Source organism: Geofilum rubicundum JCM 15548, assembly GCF_000974365.1.
In the GTDB taxonomy this organism is placed as follows: Bacteria; Bacteroidota; Bacteroidia; order Bacteroidales; family Marinilabiliaceae; genus Geofilum; species Geofilum rubicundum.
Map to the genome: position 1 here is coordinate 38,706 of NZ_BAZW01000006.1, position 18,188 is coordinate 56,893.

An 18,188-nucleotide genomic window follows, 5' to 3' on the forward strand; every position below is an offset into this window, starting at 1 on the left:
CATCATGCTTAATGTTGTGATTTTCGGTCCTCCGGGGTCAGGGAAAGGTACACAGAGTGAAAAAATTATTGAGCGCTTCGGCTTGGAACATATTTCCACCGGAGAAATCCTGCGTACCGAAATAAAATCTAACAGCGATTTGGGAAAGATTGCTGCTTCTTTTATTGATAGGGGCGAGTTGGTGCCGGATCACATCATTGTTGGTATGCTTGAAAATAAGCTGAATGTTCTGGGGGCTGTAAAAGGCGTTATTTTTGACGGATTTCCCCGAACCATTGAGCAGGCATGTGCTTTAAAAATGTTGCTCCATAAGCGGGAAGAGGATATTGATGTCATGATCAACCTGGAAGTGGACAATGCGGAAATTACCGAACGTCTGCTAAAGCGCGGTGAGACTTCCGGGCGCAGTGATGATAATCTGGAAACCATTGAGAAGCGGATTCGTGTGTATGAATGCCAGACAGCTCCGGTCATTGATTTTTATAAGAAGGAGGGAACTTATCGGGGGATTGACGGACAAGGCACGGTGGATGAGATTTTTGAGCGAATAAGCGCTGTGATTGAAGTCTGCATGGTCTAACACCCTGTTCAAAATATAAGAATACTGGGGGGCATCTGCTTGGATGCCCTTTTTTTGTAAGTTTCTCACCCATGCCTGTTTCCATCTTTTTTGTGTACCTTTGCAGCGAATTGACGGCCTGTCTGGGCGATCAGTTTTAAACCATCCGACCCGGAAATAAGAATAATATCATAAGTATATGGCAGGAAGTAGTTTTGTTGATTATGTCAAAATATTTTGTCGTTCGGGCAATGGTGGGGCAGGGTCCCGTCATTTCCGACGTGAGAAGTTTGAGCCGAAGGGCGGCCCCGACGGCGGTGACGGTGGTCGTGGGGGGCATGTCATTTTAAGGGGCAATCAGAATTACTGGACCCTGATTCATTTAAAGTATCAACGCCACGTTATTGCCGGACATGGCGGCTCCGGTAGCCGCTCACGATCGTCAGGTGCCAGCGGGGAAGATAAGACCATTGAAGTGCCACTGGGAACTGTGGCCAAAGATGCGGAAACCGGAGAAGTGTTGTTTGAGATCACCACGCATGGTGAAGAACGCATTGTGGCACAGGGCGGCCGGGGTGGACTGGGAAATGTGAATTTCAAATCCTCTACCCATCAAGCACCCCGCTATGCACAGCCGGGCGAGCCATCTGTGGAAGTGCCTGTTGTGCTGGAGTTAAAAGTCCTGGCAGATGTTGGTCTGGTGGGCTTTCCCAATGCCGGTAAATCTACCCTTTTGGCAGCCGTGAGTGCGGCCAAACCCGAAATTGCGGACTATCCTTTTACCACTCTCATTCCCAATCTGGGCATTGTGGAGTACCGCGATTATAAATCCTTTGTGATGGCCGATATCCCAGGTATCATTGAAGGCGCACATGAAGGTAAGGGTATCGGACTGCGGTTTCTTCGGCACATTGAGCGTAATTCCATTCTTTTGTTTATGGTTCCTTCCGATAGTGAGGACATTCGTAAAGAATACCAGATTTTGATCAGCGAATTGCAGCAGTTTAACCCTGAATTACTCGATAAGAAACGGCTGTTGGCCATTTCAAAGACCGACTTCCTGGACGATGAATTGCAGGGTGAGTTGGAAAAGGACTTACCGGATGTTCCCTATGTCTTTATTTCCTCGGTTACCGGCTACGGAATTGCTCAACTAAAGGATATGATCTGGAAAGAATTGGAAACCTCCATGCTGGAAAGATAAAGGTTGTTGCCCGGTTTTAATGGGTAAATAGTATATTTGTTGTTGTAGTAGGATTTTATACCAATGTCTATGACAGCCAAACCGATCAAAAGGCCGCTCAAAGCAGTCGTTATTTCTGATGTTCATTTGGGAACCTACGGAAGTAAAGCGGAGCAGTTGCACACCTATTTAAAAACCATAAAGCCCGAGATACTGGTCCTGAATGGTGATTTTATAGATGCCTGGCGGTTTTCTCCCAAATACTTTCCGGCTTCCCACCTCAAAGTGGTTCGCTACTTATTTAAAATGGCCGAGGAAGGGGCTAAAATTGTCTATATTCCCGGTAACCACGATGAAATCGCCCGTCGTTTTACCGGGATTGATTTTGGCCGGCTTACCGTGGACAATAAGATTGTTCTTTCTCTGGATAACACCACTACCTGGATTTTTCATGGAGATGTGTTTGATGTGGTTATGCATCATTCCAAATGGCTGGCAAAAATGGGCTCGGTGGGATTTGGTATTTTAATTGGCATCAATCGGATGGTGAATGCTTTTTTGGTCTTTTTCGGCGGAAAAAAGATATCCCTGGCCGCAAAAATCAAAGATATGGTGAAAGGGGGCAAGGGACAGGCCGTGACCAAGTTTGAGGGCATGGTGGCCCGTCTGGCCATTCGAAAAGGTTACCACTATGTGATTTGCGGACACATTCACCGACCAACGAAAAAGCGGATTCTTACAGCCGCCGGGGTAACCACCTACCTGAATTCTGGCGATTGGGTGGATCACATGACCGCCTTGGAATATGATGCAGGAGACTGGCATTTAAAGCACTGGAATGAATCCATGACCGAAGTCAAGGAAGAATCAACCGTGGAGGAAATAATATCTGAATCAACCGAAGAAATTTTTATCCGGGCTTTTAAAGAGATACTGAAAAGCTAAACAGGCAACATTCCGCGCAGGTACTTGTTGTTCTCTGTGAAAACTAAAAATGAGACAAATGGACTACAGTGAAGATATATGGAATGAAACCGTTCTAAGGGTAAGTAAACATTTCAGCGTTACGGCTGAATTTGATTTTATGTTGTTTATCGTCGGTATTCAGGAACTGGGAACCGGGATGACCCAATATACCCGGGATGAAAAATGGGACATTATCAATCTGGGCAAATGTCGCCTCCTGACCAATTTGGGCTACCTGGAGCAAACCGGGAAAGACAAAGAGGGCTGGCCCGAATTTGAGGCCATTAAGAATGTAAAAAGTTTGAGTCCCAACCTCCAGAAGCGACTCTTGAAGCAGGCCATGATAGCCTATTTTGATGAGGTGCTGGAACCTGTGGAACAATAATTGTGAGGGATTAAAAGAACAATACATCGTTAGGTAAATAGGTCTTGAGGTTAATAGGTAAATTAAAATAAGCGATTAAGAATGAAGCGAATTTTGTTTTCAGTGGCCATGGTGGCCATGGCCCAAATGCTGGTCTTTTGTCAAAAGCAGACTTACGTAGAAATTGAAACCACTTATGGCAACATCGACATTCAACTGTACGATGCAACGCCCGGACATCGGGATAATTTTTTGAAATTGGCAGAGGAGGGGTTTTATGATGGGACTTTGTTTCACCGGGTCATCTCTGAATTTATGATTCAGGGAGGTGACCCCAACTCCAAAGGCGCCTCGCCCGAGGCTCGTCTGGGAGATGGCGGTCCCGGTTACCAATTGGAGGCTGAAATCGTCTATCCAAAGTTTTTTCATAAGCGCGGCGCCTGTCGGCCGCCCGTCAGGGCGACCAGGTTAATCCGGAGAAGAAATCATCCGGTTCCCAGTTTTATCTGGTTCAGGGAAAGGTTTTTACCGAGGAGGAGTTGAATCAACTGGAAAAAATGCGTGGGGAACGCCAGCGACAGCAGATCATGATGAAATACGCCACCCCCTACAGGAATGACTTGGCAGGTTTTCAGCAGGCCAACGACCGCGCAGGCTTTGAGGCTTTGATGAAGCAGATAGAGCAGGAAGCGGCACCCGAAATGGAAGCCGTTGAAGATTTTGTCATTCCTGAGGACCACCGCCAGGTCTATACCACCGTCGGGGGAGTGCCCCATCTGGATGGTGATTACACCGTTTTTGGTGAAGTGGTTAAGGGGATGGAAGTCATCGATAGCATTGCTGCTTTGGAGGTCAACAACATGGACCGGCCTTTGGAGGATGTGGTGCTGAAAATGAAAGTGGTTAAAAAATAGATTTTGAATCATTATTTGAAGATCAGATGGGAAAGGCAGGATGGCGGCTGATTATTGTTTTGCTTGGTTTCTGGATGTTTGCTGAAACGGTAAGGGCCCAGGATACTTATGTGACCATAAAAACCAGTCATGGCAATATGCGGGTGCTTCTTTACAATGAAACACCTGAACACCGCCGTGAATTTTTGAAGTTGGTGAATAGTGATCATTTTGATGGCACCTTGTTTTACCGGGTGATTGAAAATTTTGTGATACAGGGTGGCTCAAGCGATTCTCGCAACGCGCCTCCCGGAAAGCACATTGGTTATGGAAGTGGAGCCCACAATATCAGTTCGGAGTTCAACGACCGGTATTTTCATAAGAGGGGCGCCATTTGTGCCCCCCGACAGCCCGAAAACATCAATCATTTCAGGATGTCTGACATTTCCCAATTCTACATCGTCCAGGGACGGGTTTATACCCATGAAGAGTTGGATATTCTTGAGAAGCGGGTCAATAATCCGATTTTAAAGGAGTTGCGTGAGAAATATTATGTGCCCAAAAAGCCGGAACTGGACCGTTTGCGTGAAGAGGATCCCCGTGCCTTCAATGCTTTAATACGGGAAATACGCGCCAAGATTGATTTTGATTTCAATGTGTCGGATCATATGTATTTCACGGATGCGCAGCGGGAGGCCTATACCACCATTGGCGGATTGCCCGATTTGGATGGTGACTATACCGTTTTTGGTGAAGTGGTGGAGGGACTGGAAGTCGTTTCAATAATTGCCGCCCTCAAGACGGATAAGAACGACCGTCCGCTGACGGATGTCGTGATAAAAATAGAATAACCACCCTGTAAATTTCTGCTATGAGATGGCTTTTTCACCCCTTTTTGTCGCTTCTGGTCTTGCTTATGGTTGCTTGTGCAGGCGGTTCGAAGAAAGCGCCGGAAGAAAATGCCGACGATGAGCCGCGAGGTTCCTATCACAGCAATATCTCCGGGATGGCGGAGCTGCATCTTTCGGATCATTACACCCGGCCGGTGGGAAAAGCTTTTGGCTTTTATGTGGGACCGGAGACGGTGGTGACCAATCTGAGTGAGATTCAAGGGGCCTATCGGGTGCGTGTAGCCGCTCCCGGTACGACGCAACAATACAAAGTGGAAGGATATACAGCCTATGATCTGGATCTGGATCTGGTCGTTTTGAAGGTGGACAGAAAGAATTCAGCCTTTCTGAGCCCCGTCCCACCCATCGATACGGTGGATACGCTTTACACCTTGCTGCGCCCTTCCACCGATTTACTGGTGAGCAAAACCACGGTCCGCAGCTTTCAGGAGACGGATTCTTCGGGTTATTATCGGCTTTCGGCCCGGTTGGAATCCGGCAAACCGGCCTTTTATACCGACCATGGTCTGGCAGGCATTATTCAAAAGCAAGTGGATGAAGGTGGTGAGACCATGACCCGGGTTTTGGAAGGGAAATGGATCAAGCCGTTGCTGGACAATCAGGAAAGCCCCCAAGCCCTCATTGGATTGAGTAATAAAAGCAATACCGTATATCCTTCTTACCAAACCATCAGGGGTTTTCGGATGGTGACCAATATGGGGAATATAACCCTGAGGCTCTACAATGAAACGCCCGAGTATCGGGATAATTTCATTAAGTTGGTGACCGACCAGTTCTATGACAGTCTGACCGTTCACCGGGTCATCCGCGGGTTTTTAATACAAACCGGCGCCGCCGATACCCGGGATGCGGGACCTCAGGATGTGGTGGGCTGGCGCGGACCCGGCTATACCCTGCCCATGAATATTGTACCGGGCATTTTTCACAAGCGGGGCGCCATCGCCGCTTCAAAGTTGCCCGACGCCAAAAATCCCAAAGATGAGTCGGACGGATCCCAGTTCTATATTGTTTCCGGCCGTGTATTTACCGAAAAAGAACTGGATGATTTGGAGGAGCAAAAAGGTATCCGTTATACAGCCGAACAGCGAAATGTATATGGAACCCAGGGCGGAGCCCCCCATCTGGATGGTGACTATACGGTGTTTGGTGAAGTGACCACAGGTATGGAGTTGGTAGATAGAATCTCTTTACTGGAAACCTATCAGGGCGACCGGCCGGTGAAAGATGTGCGGGTGCTGCGGATGGAGTTTATTTACCGGTAGGTTGAAGTGGTGAATATGCCGCAAGTTTATAAATTATTGATTGTTTCTCCTAACTACTGTCAGGCAGTCATTAGCCTTCGTTAATTGAGGATCCAAGAACTCTTCCAAAATGGTTCTCAAGATGATTGCGCATGCCATCGCGAAATTTATCTGCATCTCTTTGAGCCAGTATTTCTACGAGTTCACGGTGAGATACGTAGTTTCTGTTAGATGGGTTGGATTTCATTAGGCCACTGGAATACACATAGCTGAAAATGGGCAACAGGAGTTGCTGAAAACCTTTAAGCGTTTCGTTGGCTGTTATGGCGTATAGTTTGCTGTGAAATTCGATTTCGTAGTTCACATCAAAGAGTGTGTCTTTTGACGGTGAAATTTCATTGATAACGATCCCTCTTAGTTCATTAATGTCTTCTTTTGTAGCGCGTGCCACTACAAAATCAGCCATTCCCACTTCAATGATCAGGCGCAGCTCAAAAATATTCTTAAGCGTATCTTTATCCATAATGGCCGGAATCATCATCTTTTGCATGACGCTTGATAAATCCGGACTGGTTATGATGGTGCCTTTATGTTTTATCGACTCAATAAGCCCCATGGTTTTAAGTCGATTCAAAGATTCTCGTATAACCGTGCGGCTAACGCCCATACCTGTAGCTAATTCCATCTCTTTGGGAATTAAATCTCCAGCTTTGAGCTGCTGCTCCATAAATAAGCGGATAAGGTTCATTTCGACCTTGTCTACTAAGCTTCTGTTATCGATGGCCGAAAGGGCGTTTTTTATTTCGTCGGTGTTCATAGTTGCAAAACTAAAAAAAAGTGAATTAAAATTTGTTTTTACACAATTAGAATTTAAATTCGCGTGTTATGTAATACATATTACGCCATTTAATTTTATTTGTTTGAAAAATCCTTGAAATGTTGGATTTTTATATTTTGGGTAAAGATAGGTATGACTCAGTTAATAAGTAAATTATATACGAATGAAAATTTTAAACGTTGTTTTTGCAGTGATTTTGGCTTTATCCGGCTGTGTTCATCGAAAAGAAGTTGCTGGACTGGAATCCTCTAAGTTAACACAAAAACATGTGCCGGTGTTTATTGACAGGGACAATTCAGGGCTTGTGGAGATTGATCTGATGGTGGAGGAAGCAAGTGAAGACCTCCAATTTGAGCGTGTGGATTTAATCATTGGCAAGGATGGAAATCCCGAAATTTTATCTTCCATAACGCTGCGGCATGAGGTGCTTTCTGCTTCAGGAGAGGTGGAATCATCCATTGTTATCGGGGGTATCGACAAAGTAAAGCACAAATCCCGGTTGGATACAAATACTGGTCTGGAAGCCGGGCACAACCGCATCGTATTTGATTTGAAGGCAGACAGTTCTGCCTTGTTGGGAAAAAGTTTTTCCATCGAATCGGTGCGGCTTTTGTTTAAAGGAGGGGGGCATTTGGTGTTAAACCCCGAACGCGCATTTAGATTCCGTCCTGCGCTGGTGCTTAGAGCTACCGGACAGGATGATTGCGATACCTACCGTATTCCCGGTCTGGTAACTACAAACAGTGGAACCCTCATTGCAGTTTATGATAACCGTTACAACAACAGTAAAGATTTGCAAGAGGATATCGACGTAGGTATGAGCCGGAGCGTGGATGGCGGCCAAACCTGGGAACCCATGCAGGTAATCATGGACATGGGCGAATGGGGTGGGCGCAGCCAACGCTTAAACGGTATTGGAGATCCTTCGGTGCTCTACGACCATACGACCAATACAATATGGGTGGCTGCCCTTTGGATAAGCGGATCTTCACCGGATAATATGCTTTGGTGGGATTCCAAACCTGGCATGTTGCCCGAGGAGACTGGTCAGTTTGTGCTTGTGAAAAGTACCGATGATGGTCGCACTTGGTCTGAGCCCATTAACATCACTGAACAGATAAAAGATCCGGAGTGGCAGCTCTTGTTGGCTGGCCCCGGAAGAGGCATCACCTTGGATGATGGTACGCTGGTATTTCCTGCCCAGTTTAAAAAAGATATAGGAACGAAAGCCGTCGATGGCGGCCAGTATACCTGTCACTCGACCATCGTTTACAGTCAGGATGGCGGCGACTCATGGCACATAGGTACAGGTGCCAGGCCCAATACAACAGAAGCACAGGTGGTTCAATTAGCTGATGGGGGACTGATGCTTAACATGCGTGACGATCTTAATCGGCATGATAAAGGGGATACCAATGGCCGTGCCGTATCGGTCACTTATGATATGGGACAAACCTGGGAGCCCCATCCTTCTACCAATAGCGCGTTGATAGAGCCCAACTGTATGGCCAGTCTGATAGCCCATGATATTGAAATGGAGAACCAGATGCAACAGGTGCTTTTCTTTTCCAATCCCAACAGTAAAACACAGCGTACCAACATGACCATCAAAACCAGTCTGGATGGAGGCCTTTCCTGGCCTGACAATCATCAGGTTGAGTTGTTTCAACCCTCCGGGTTTGGTTATTCATGCATGACCATGGTTGATGATGAGTATGTAGGGATTGTTTATGAGGGCATCAAAGAGCTTTATTTCCAGAAAGTCCCGGTGTGGGAATTGTTGGGCCGTCCAGCTTTATGAGTTGAGGAGTCTCCCAAAGAGGCAGTTGGGGGGGGTATTAAAGATGAGACCATAAATATTTAAGGTAAACGGGATATAATGAAGAAATTTGAAGGATTGATTGCTGCTCCTTTTACACCGATGGATGAAAACGGAGATGTTATGCCGGAGTTGATTCCGGGGTATTTGGAATTTTTGCAGCGCAACGGTGTGGCTGGCGTTTTTATCAATGGTTCTACCGGAGAAGGCGTCTCTTTGTCGCAGCGTGAGCGGCTCGAAACGACTGAGGCCTGGACTTTAGCAGCTAAGGGGAAAGCGGTGAAGGTGATTTCATTGGTGGGAGGAACTTCATACAAGGACAGTATTGACAGCGCTCAGCATGCTTTTTCAGCAGGAGTGGATGCCATTGCCATCATGGCTCCCTACTATTTTAAGCCGCCTACGGCAGTTGAGCTGGTTGAATTCTGCCGATTAGTGGCCGCATCGGTACCTGAATTGCCTGTTTACTTTTATCATATTCCTGTGCTGACTGGTTGCTATGTGCCCATGTATGATTTTCTGATGGAAGCATCGGACAAAATCCCCAATTTGGCGGGCATTAAATATACACATGAAGATTTTATGGACTATTTAAGCTGTTTGCATTTTGAGGGTGGGAAATTTGATTTGCTTTGGGGCAGGGATGAGAATTTTCTTTCAGCTTTAGTATTGGGGGCCAGAGCTGCTGTCGGCAGTACTTTCAATTATGCAGCACCGCTTTACCATGAGATGATTCGAAGCTTTGATGCCTGGGATTTGCCGCATGCGCGTCAGCTTCAGCAAATGTCGATAGACATGATTCGTTTGCTGCCAAAGTATGGGGGCATTGCTACCGGAAAAGCTTTTATGAAGTATCTGGGTTTTGATTTTGGGAAGTTTCGGATTCCCGTGAAGAATATGAGCGCGGAAGCCTATGAGCGTTTTGTGTCTGATGTGGATGCGCTGGATATGAGCGCCTTATTGTCGGTAAAATAGTCAAAAGAGGGTGGGCTTATGGATGTCGGAAAACTTAAAACAGAATATAGGGATGCGTTGTTGCACAACGTGATTCCTTTTTGGGAGAAGCATTCTCCTGATCGCCAGTACGGGGGATATTTCACTTGTCTGGAGCGTGACGGAAAAATATTTGATACGGATAAATTTGTCTGGCTGCAAGGTCGTCAGGTCTGGCTATTTTCTACCTTGTACAACCGCGTCGAAAAGAAAGCTGAATGGCTGGATATGGCCCGTTTGGGCGCTGGTTTTTTGGCCCGTCATGGTCATGATGGTCACTTTAACTGGTATTTTTCCTTAACCCGGGAAGGCCAACCTTTGGTGGAGCCCTACAATGTTTTTTCTGATTGCTTTGCCACCATGGCGTTTGGACAGTTGTATAAAGCCACAGGGGATGATGCACATGCGCACATTGCAAAATCTACCTTCCAAAACATTTTAAATAGGGTGGACAACCCTAAAGGCCGTTTTAGTAAAGTAACGCCGGGAACACGACCGCTTAAAGGTTTTTCCTTGCCTATGATTCTTTGTAATTTAGCCTTGGAGATTGAGCATTTATTGCCGGCAGAGGTGGTTGAAGAGACTATTCAAGCAGCGCTCCATGAGGTAATGGAGGTTTTTTATCAGGAGGAAAGCGGACTGATTTTAGAAAATGTGAAGCCGGACGGAAGTTTCTCAGACACTTTTGATGGCCGGCTTTTAAATCCCGGACATGGCATTGAAGCCATGTGGTTTGTGATGGATTTGGCGGTTCGTCTGGGAAAACCTGAATTAATTGAGAAAGCTACTGAAATAGTGCTGCGCACCCTTGATTATGCCTGGGATAAGGAGCATGGCGGGATTTTTTATTTTATGGATATAAAAGGCGCGCCACCCCAGCAGCTCGAGTGGGATCAGAAATTGTGGTGGGTACATATGGAAACACTTATCAGTCTGATTAAAAGTTATCAGCTGACCGGGAATGAAAAGTGTGTGGACTGGTTCGAACGGGTCCATGCTTATACCTGGGCCCATTTTTCGGATGCTGAGAATGGTGAATGGTTCGGGTATCTGAACCGCAGAGGCGAAGTCTTACTGCCACTCAAGGGGGGCAAATGGAAGGGCTGTTTTCATGTGCCTCGTGGCTTGCTCCAGGTCTGGAAAACGCTGGAGTTGATTGATCTATCCCAGCGATGAAGCATGGCTGCTTTTACTCATTTTGGACAAAGATATGATGACATTAATCGCAAAGAGAAGTGTTCTTTTAATTTTGTTGGCTTGGTTCCCCATTTTGTATGTGGCTGTGGAGGCAGAAGTTAATGGAATAAATAGGGTTACACAAGACAAGGTTTGGTCATTTGACCTTTTGGGAATACCTGAATTGGAGGAGGGCCTGGCCGGAAGTTATTTTGGTTGGCATAACAGGCATCTGATCATTGCCGGCGGCTCAGCATTTCCCCATGGAAAGCCATGGGAAGGAGGCGCCAAGTATTTTTCGGATGCTGTTATTGTACTGGAAAAGCCGGCCGATGGTGAATGGAAGGAGGTCTACCAGGGGCATGACTTGCCGGTAGCTATTGGTGAGGGGGCTTCTGTGTCGGTCCCCAACGGCTTGTTGTGTATTGGCGGACAGTCCAACGAAGGGTTAAGCAGGGCCGTCAATTTAATTGCTTATGACAACGGGCAGTTGTCCGTTAAGCGTTTTCCGGATTTGCCCTATCGGGTGAGGGGCCATTCCGCAACGGTTATTGGCAGTAAGGTTTTTGTGGTCGGAGGGGAAACCGATGAAGGGCCGTCTGATGGATTTATGAGCTTGATACGGCACAACCAGATCTGGGTTGGCAAATATTACCTTCATTGCCAGCTCCTTTGACAGGGGCAACGCTTGTGGCTCAGATGGATGGGGAAGAAACGGCTCTTTTCCTTTTTGGTGGTCGTGCCAGGCAAGCTAAAGAACCTGTAACTCAATTTTACTCCGGCGTATACCACTACCGCCCCTCGGAAGGTAAATGGTCGCGCAAAAACGACATGCAACTTGGAAGGAAAAAGCCGATACAACTGGCTATGGCCGCTGGCGTTCCTTTGGGAGCCTCGCACATTTTGTTGGCCGGGGGCGATGAAGGAAGCATTTATAACCGTGTGGAGGCAGAAATGAATGCTTTGGAGTCGGGCGATTTGACGGCAAGTGAGCGACGCGATAGTCTTTGGTTGCATCATCCCGGTTTTTTCAACCGACTGCTGGTTTATAATACCGTAACCGATACCTGGCTGGATGCCGGACAAATGGCTGAACCGGTAGCCGTATCCACTGCGGTCTCAGATGGGAATACCGTATTGCTTGCCGGAGGAGAAAGCCGACCAGGTATTCGGTCAGCTTCCATTCAGGCAATCACATTTTCGGTTGAGACAGGTTTTGGCTGGCTCAATTATGTGGTTTTAGGCATTTATTTTACAGGAATGCTCCTGCTGGGCTTCTTTTTTATGGGTAGAGAGAATGATACTACGGACTTTTTTAAAGCTGGTGGGCGTATCCCTTGGTGGGCAGCCGGCATAAGTATTTTCGCCACTACGCTAAGTGCGATTACTTTTATAGCCATTCCGGCTAAAACCTATGCCGCAGACTGGCGCATGTTGGTTTTTAATCTAACCATTATTCTCATTGCGCCGGTGGTCATTCGCTATTTCCTACCCTTTTTCCGCAGATTCAATTTTGATACGGCCTACCAGTATCTCGAATTGCGCTTTAGCCGACCAGTGCGGTGGGTGGCGTCACTTTTGTTTATCTTTTTTATGGTAAGTCGCATTGCTATCGTACTGTTTCTGCCTTCACTGGCCCTTAATGCGGTGACGGGCTTCAGTGTGTATTGGGCCATTGTTATAATGGGAGTGGTCACCATTATTTACTGTACCAGTGGTGGCATTGAAGCGGTGGTGTGGGGCGATGTGATTCAGGGATTTATACTTATTATCGGCGCCTTTTTGGCCTTCTTTTATATGATGAGCGGTGTGGAAGGTGGCATTGGAACGTTCTGGACCTCTGCCATGGACAATGATAAGTTTCGCACCTTCGATTTCCGCTTCGATTTTACACAACCTGTCTTCTGGGTTGTGTTAATTGGTGGATTGGCCAATACGCTGATATCCTACACCAGTGATCAGTCCGTAGTGCAAAGGTACATGACCACCAAGGACGAAAAAGCTACGGCCAGGAGCATCTGGCTGAACGGTTTTTTGAGTATTCCTGTATCTCTGCTGTTTTTTCTGTTGGGAACTGGTCTCTACGCTTTTTACATATCCAATCCCGGACAATTGGGGGTTGTGAATCCCAATATCGATTCAGTGTTTCCACAATTTATTGTGTCTCAAATGCCCTCAGGACTCGCCGGTTTATTGATAGCGGCCATCTTTGCTGCAGCCATGTCCACTTTATCTTCCAATATCAATTCAGTCTCCGCAGTTGTTACGGCCGATTTTTTCAAAATCCTGTGCCCCACGGCATCATCCGCTAAAAGCATGTTAGTGGCCCGTTGGTCGGGTATTGTTATCGGGTTGTTTGGTATTGGTATGGCACTGGTTTTAGCCGCCTGGAATATTGCTTCACTTTGGGATCAGTTTAATACCTTTCTGGGCTTACTGACCGGGGGGCTCGGCGCGCTGTTTGTCATGGGTATCTTCTTTAAGCGCATTGGCGGGACGGCCGCTCTGGGTGGCGTGACCGGTGGATTAATGGTGTTGTTGCTTGTTAAAAACCACTCGGATCTTTCCTTTTTGATGTATGGCTTTACCGGGATGTTTTCAAGTGTGGTCTTAGCCTTGTTGTTAAGTTTGATTTTTCCAAACAGAAAAAAATTAAAGGTTACACGTGGCAGAATTTAAAAATGGATAATTAGTAGAAAACATCAATGTTATGGGATCAAATCGCAGAGATTTTTTAAAGAAAGCAGCGCTGAGTTCAGGCTTGCTGGCAACCTCTTTCACCGGATGTACCACTTCATCCGGTCATCCTAATGTTCATCGAGGAAGCCTGGCAGCTGGTGGAGACCTATGAGCGCACTTAGGTGTATTGCCTTGGACGAGGTGCTTGTCCAATGACGACCATGTTTATTTTCAGATTAATATGGTTATAAACTTAGTGCTGGTTAATTCCACTTATAAATTTTTTTATTATGTTTGCATATGTAATACATAAACCATATCGTTTGAATTTTTTTGGCCAACGATCGTCCCGGACAGAGCAAAACGTAATACTTAAAACTAAATATATTCACATGAAGAAAAGAAGTTGTATCAATGGCTTGTCCCTTATTGTGATATTCCTGCTTTTGGCATTTGCCTTTAATGTTTCTGCTGAAAAGCTACCCGTTTGGCAGAGTCAGCATTCTTTGGGGATGAATAAATTAGATCCTCATTATTATGTGCTTCCCTATAATTCTGAGCAAGAAGTGCTTTCGCGCGATTATGAAAAATCGCCTTTTTATATGGATCTCAACGGGCAATGGAAATTTCACTGGGTGAGAAATCCGGATGGGCGTCCGGAGACTTTTTTTGAGAAGGATTTTTTTGATGGTCATTGGGCCGATATTGAGGTGCCTGGTAATTGGGAGCGCCAAGGGTATGGCTTGCCCATATATGTGAATGAGAATTATGAGTTTGTGCATCCGATGTTTGGGATGGACCGACCGAATCCACCGTTGGTTCCCGACGAACACAATGAGGTAGGTTGCTATCGACGGACTTTTACTGTTCCTGAAAATTGGAGGGACAGACGCACGGTTCTTTGTCTGGAAGGTGTAAACTCTTTTTATTATGTCTGGCTCAATGGTGAGTTGCTGGGGTATAATATGGATTCTAAAACGCCTGCCGAGTGGGATGTAACGGATAAGCTGACAGAGGGTGAGAATGTGCTCGCTGTAGAGGTTTACCGATGGAGTGCCGGTTCTTATCTTGAATGTCAGGATTACTGGCGCATCAGTGGTATTGAAAGAGATGTGTATCTCTATAGTACGCCTAAAGTGCACATCGCCGATTACGAGGTCGGCTCATCGCTGGAGACCAAGACCTATAAGGATGGAATCTTTGATCTGAATGTGACCATTGGCGGGGCGCTCGAAGGTGAGGCTTTGTTAGATTACGAGCTGTTGGACGATAAGGGCGCAGTAGTCCTTAAGGACAGTAAGACGGTGGTTTCAGGTGGTGCACAAACCGTTGTGGCCTTTGAAACCAAGGTGCTAAATTCTGTGAAGCCCTGGAGTGCTGAAGCGCCCCATCTTTATCATCTGGTTCTGAATCTCACAGATGTGCAGGGCAGGGATGCACACATTACCGGAAATCACGTGGGCTTTCGTAGCTCTGAGGTAAAGGATGGGCAATATCTGTTCAACGGTCAGCCCATTCTTATCAAAGGGGTCAACAGGCATGAGCACACCCAGCGGGGCAGGACTGTTGACGAAGAAAGTATGCTGGCGGATATTCGGCTGATGAAACAGCACAATATCAATACGGTTCGCAATGCGCATTATCCCAACGATAAGCGTTGGTATGAGTTGTGTAACATTTACGGATTGTATGTGATTGATGAGGCCAATGTGGAATCGCACGGAATGGGTTATGGACCAGCTTCTCTGGCTAAGGATACGACCTGGTTGCAGCAGCATCTGGAGCGCAACCAAAGAATGTACCATCGCTCCAAGAACCAGCCTTCTGTGGTGATTTGGTCGATGGGCAATGAAGCCGGAGATGGCATCAATTTTGAGAAAACTTATGAATGGCTTAAATCGGTAGAGAAGAACCGTCCCGTGCAATATGAGATGGCGCGTGAGACCGCGCACAGTGATATCTATGCCCGCATGTACCGAAGTGTGGAAGAGATTAGGGCTTACGCAGCGAGCAACCCTGTCCGACCTTATATTCTGTGTGAATATGCCCATGCAATGGGCAACAGTGTAGGAGGGTTGAAAGACTACTGGGATGTTTTTGAAAGTGAGCCTCAGGTTCAGGGGGGCTGCATCTGGGACTGGGTGGACCAGACCTTCAGGGAAGTGGATGAAAATGGTCGATGGTATTGGGCCTATGGGGGCGATTATGGTCCTGAAGATGTGCCAAGTTTTGGTAATTTTAACGCCAATGGTCTTATTTCTGCCGATCGTCAGCCTTACCCCCATTTAAAAGAAGTGGGCAAAGTGTACCAGTATGTCAAAGCGGAGCTGGTCAATACTGAAAACCTTACGGTGAAGGTCAAAAATTGGTACGATTTTACCAATTTGGATGCCTTGACGCTTCGTTGGGAAGTGAAAAGTGATCTGGGGAAAGTGCTGCTGTCGGGCAACCAGATAGTCAGCGCTGTACCAGGCGAGACATTCATGCTGCAATTGGCCAACGGCCAATTTTCTGTGCCAGCCAATAACCGGGAAGTTTTTTTGAATCTCAATTGGGAGTTGAACGAGGCAAGGCCCTTTAAATCGGAAGGCTTTCGGGTGGCTTATGACCAGTTTGTGATTGCGGCTTCCGAGGCGCCCAAAACGCCATCGTCGAGTGCGCATGGACGGCGCTACACCATCAATGGCACCTCAGCTTCGAATCAGGATGTCTCCGTTTCTTTTTCTGAAAGCACCGGGGAGCTTGTTTCATATATCTACAAAGGGCAAGAGCTTTTGGCTTCGCCCCTGTCTGTTTCTGTGGATCGCGCGCCCACCGACAATGATCGACGCGACTGGAATGGTGGTCGGCACTGGGAGCAACTAGGCTTGTCTTCTTTGAACCCGGTGGATGTGTCGGTTAATTTGATGCGTGCAGGTCGCAACTTACAAGTGTTGGTGAGGCAGGCTTACACCAACCAAAAAGATCAGAAGATTATGGATGTGGCGCTGACCTATATCCTGAATCCGGATGGAGAAATGCTTGTCAGCGGCCTCGTCACCCCCGATACATCGGTGGTGAAAACACTGGCACGGGTAGGGCTCTCTTTTGATATGCCGGCTAGTTATAATCAGGTACACTATTTTGGCAGAGGCGACCATGAAACTTATGCAGATCGCAAGCAGAATGGAACAATAGATTATTACCAGACCACTACCGATCGGATGTATGTGAATTATGTGGTTCCGCAATCTTGCGGCAATCGCACCGATACGCGCTGGATGGCCATCACGCACCCCAATGGTCCGGGTTTGTTTGTGTCATCAGAGGTGCCATTTGAATTTGCTGCACTTCCCTACAGTGATGCAGAATTGAAGGCAGCCACGCATTATAATCAGTTGCCCGCTGTCAGCAACGCTACGAGTTTGCATCTGAATGCTGTGCAGAGTGGAATTGGTACGGCCACCTGTGGCCCTGGTGTATTGCCACAATATTTGGTAAGCGCAGCGCCAACGGCGATCAATTTTAGAATAAAACCGGTAACGGAAGGGGTGCAGGACAATTGGGCAAAATGGTACGGTCAATAGTGCTGGATATAGCCACTTGCAATGATGTAAGGGATTGGTGGACAGCTGTCTTGAGCAAGACTGATGAAAAATAAGTTGATTGATGAAACCCCTGTTAATGATTGACAGGGGTTTCTGTGGGTTTTTTAGTTAGTACGATAAAGGAACCCTTGAAGTAAATGCAAATATCATTTTAAATCAAGCCTTAGGCGGCAATTGGGTAGGTGATATTAATAATGATGATCTACCCTTTGAAATGGTTGTGGATTGGGTAAGGGTGTATCAAAAGAAATGAAAAGGTAGGTTGCAAGGTTATTTACTAAGGTTTTGTAAAATTTTCATAAAAGGTTAACTTTGATTAATAATATTTTAAAAAACCTTTATTCTTTCCTCGAATATTAAAACTATGAAACAAATTAGTTATTCTCTTTTATCCCTACCTTTTATCCTGACAGCATTTGTCTTTGGATGTGATAAATCTTCATCAGACACGGCCTCTCCAGTGGTACACTCTATCCAAACTTTTGCTCAGCAGCGGCATGCATTCGGAATGAACGATACCAATTGATTCGCTTTTTACGATGAAGCAGGATCTCAGAGACCTGATTGTCGCTTATGAAGATGATCTTGCTCTGGGGATTTTTGATGGTGAACTGACTGTAACGAATTAAATCATAAAATATATGACGCGCTTTTGTTTATTTACATGCTTGGCTTTAGTGGTTGTGTGGAGTGGGTGTCAGCATCCCCAAACACCCCCGGAACCTCTGTCGGAACGACCATTAACACCATTGGTGGGCTGGGCCAGCTGGAACAATTACAGAGTGAACATCTCTGAAGATATTATTAAGGCTCAGGCAGATGCCATGGTGGCCAATGGTATGATGGAGGCAGGCTATTCTTACATTAACATCGACGATGGTTACTTTGGCGGCAGGGATGCAGATGGCGCTATTCTTCGACCGCTCATGGTGTGGTGGCTTTGTTAATTGAGGGGACTTCGCTCCCTTTTAATGTGTTT

Annotated in this window: 17 protein-coding genes; 16 read left to right on the forward strand and 1 reads right to left on the reverse strand. The window is 46.5% G+C overall.

The genetic code is table 11. The features are described 5' to 3' along the window. Positions 1 to 4: 4 nt before the first annotated feature. From JCM15548_RS04770 to JCM15548_RS04800, 8 genes are all read left to right on the forward strand, one after another. Positions 5 to 580, forward strand: coding sequence for an adenylate kinase (locus JCM15548_RS04770; RefSeq protein WP_062122780.1), 576 nt, complete (start codon positions 5 to 7; stop codon positions 578 to 580). Positions 581 to 758: 178 nt separating this feature from the next. Next, the gene (gene obgE / locus JCM15548_RS04775; RefSeq protein WP_062122782.1) at positions 759 to 1,763 is read left to right on the forward strand and encodes a GTPase ObgE; all 1,005 of its coding nucleotides are present in this window, start codon (positions 759 to 761) and stop codon (positions 1,761 to 1,763) included. 69 nt (positions 1,764 to 1,832) lie between these two features. Beyond that, entirely contained in the window at positions 1,833 to 2,687 is an 855-nt protein-coding gene (locus JCM15548_RS04780) for a UDP-2,3-diacylglucosamine diphosphatase (RefSeq protein ID WP_157482429.1), read from the forward strand. A 58-nt stretch (positions 2,688 to 2,745) separates the two neighbouring features. Next, positions 2,746 to 3,093 (forward strand): hypothetical protein, encoded by a 348-nt coding sequence (locus tag JCM15548_RS04785; RefSeq protein ID WP_062122785.1) that lies wholly within the window; start codon positions 2,746 to 2,748, stop codon positions 3,091 to 3,093. A gap of 81 nt (positions 3,094 to 3,174) precedes the next feature. Beyond that, complete coding sequence (locus JCM15548_RS26145; protein WP_173427646.1) at positions 3,175 to 3,615, forward strand: peptidylprolyl isomerase; 441 nt, start codon at positions 3,175 to 3,177, stop codon at positions 3,613 to 3,615. After that, positions 3,612 to 3,986, forward strand: coding sequence for a peptidylprolyl isomerase (locus JCM15548_RS26150; protein WP_369403673.1), 375 nt, complete (start codon positions 3,612 to 3,614; stop codon positions 3,984 to 3,986). The genes JCM15548_RS26145 and JCM15548_RS26150 overlap by 4 nt, the downstream gene beginning before the upstream one ends. 26 nt (positions 3,987 to 4,012) lie before the next feature. Beyond that, positions 4,013 to 4,816, forward strand: a complete 804-nt coding sequence (locus tag JCM15548_RS04795; RefSeq protein ID WP_062122786.1) for a peptidylprolyl isomerase — start codon at positions 4,013 to 4,015, stop codon at positions 4,814 to 4,816. 20 nt (positions 4,817 to 4,836) lie between these two features. Then, entirely contained in the window at positions 4,837 to 6,138 is a 1,302-nt protein-coding gene (locus tag JCM15548_RS04800; RefSeq protein WP_062122788.1) for a peptidylprolyl isomerase, read from the forward strand. Positions 6,139 to 6,208: 70 nt separating this feature from the next. Here the strand turns inward: JCM15548_RS04800 and JCM15548_RS04805 are convergent, their stop codons facing one another. After that, positions 6,209 to 6,934 (reverse strand): FadR/GntR family transcriptional regulator, encoded by a 726-nt coding sequence (locus JCM15548_RS04805; protein ID WP_062122789.1) that lies wholly within the window; start codon positions 6,932 to 6,934, stop codon positions 6,209 to 6,211. A gap of 184 nt (positions 6,935 to 7,118) precedes the next feature. On the opposite strand from JCM15548_RS04805, the gene JCM15548_RS04810 reads away from it, so the two are divergent. The 8 genes from JCM15548_RS04810 (at position 7,119) to JCM15548_RS04835 (ending at position 18,156) form a co-directional block, all read left to right on the forward strand. Then, positions 7,119 to 8,756, forward strand: a complete 1,638-nt coding sequence (locus JCM15548_RS04810) for a sialidase family protein (RefSeq protein WP_062122791.1) — start codon at positions 7,119 to 7,121, stop codon at positions 8,754 to 8,756. A gap of 78 nt (positions 8,757 to 8,834) precedes the next feature. Next, entirely contained in the window at positions 8,835 to 9,749 is a 915-nt protein-coding gene (locus tag JCM15548_RS04815) for a dihydrodipicolinate synthase family protein (protein ID WP_062122792.1), read from the forward strand. Between the two features lie 18 nt (positions 9,750 to 9,767). Further along, positions 9,768 to 10,943 carry a n-acyl-d-glucosamine 2-epimerase gene (locus tag JCM15548_RS04820; protein ID WP_062122794.1) on the forward strand — a complete coding sequence of 392 codons (1,176 nt, stop codon included), beginning with the start codon at positions 9,768 to 9,770 and terminating at the stop codon, positions 10,941 to 10,943. 34 nt (positions 10,944 to 10,977) lie between these two features. After that, positions 10,978 to 11,619, forward strand: coding sequence for a hypothetical protein (locus tag JCM15548_RS21530; RefSeq protein WP_157482431.1), 642 nt, complete (start codon positions 10,978 to 10,980; stop codon positions 11,617 to 11,619). Continuing rightward, positions 11,604 to 13,622, forward strand: a complete 2,019-nt coding sequence (locus JCM15548_RS04825) for a sodium:solute symporter (protein ID WP_157482433.1) — start codon at positions 11,604 to 11,606, stop codon at positions 13,620 to 13,622. Before JCM15548_RS21530 ends, JCM15548_RS04825 begins: the two co-directional genes overlap by 16 nt. Before the next feature lie 31 nt (positions 13,623 to 13,653). Next, positions 13,654 to 13,794 carry a twin-arginine translocation signal domain-containing protein gene (locus tag JCM15548_RS20985; protein WP_083984976.1) on the forward strand — a complete coding sequence of 47 codons (141 nt, stop codon included), beginning with the start codon at positions 13,654 to 13,656 and terminating at the stop codon, positions 13,792 to 13,794. 220 nt (positions 13,795 to 14,014) lie between these two features. After that, entirely contained in the window at positions 14,015 to 17,188 is a 3,174-nt protein-coding gene (locus tag JCM15548_RS04830) for a glycoside hydrolase family 2 TIM barrel-domain containing protein (RefSeq protein WP_062122795.1), read from the forward strand. Between the two features lie 662 nt (positions 17,189 to 17,850). Next, complete coding sequence (locus JCM15548_RS04835; protein WP_062122796.1) at positions 17,851 to 18,156, forward strand: alpha-amylase family protein; 306 nt, start codon at positions 17,851 to 17,853, stop codon at positions 18,154 to 18,156. The last annotated feature ends 32 nt before the right edge of the window (positions 18,157 to 18,188 follow it).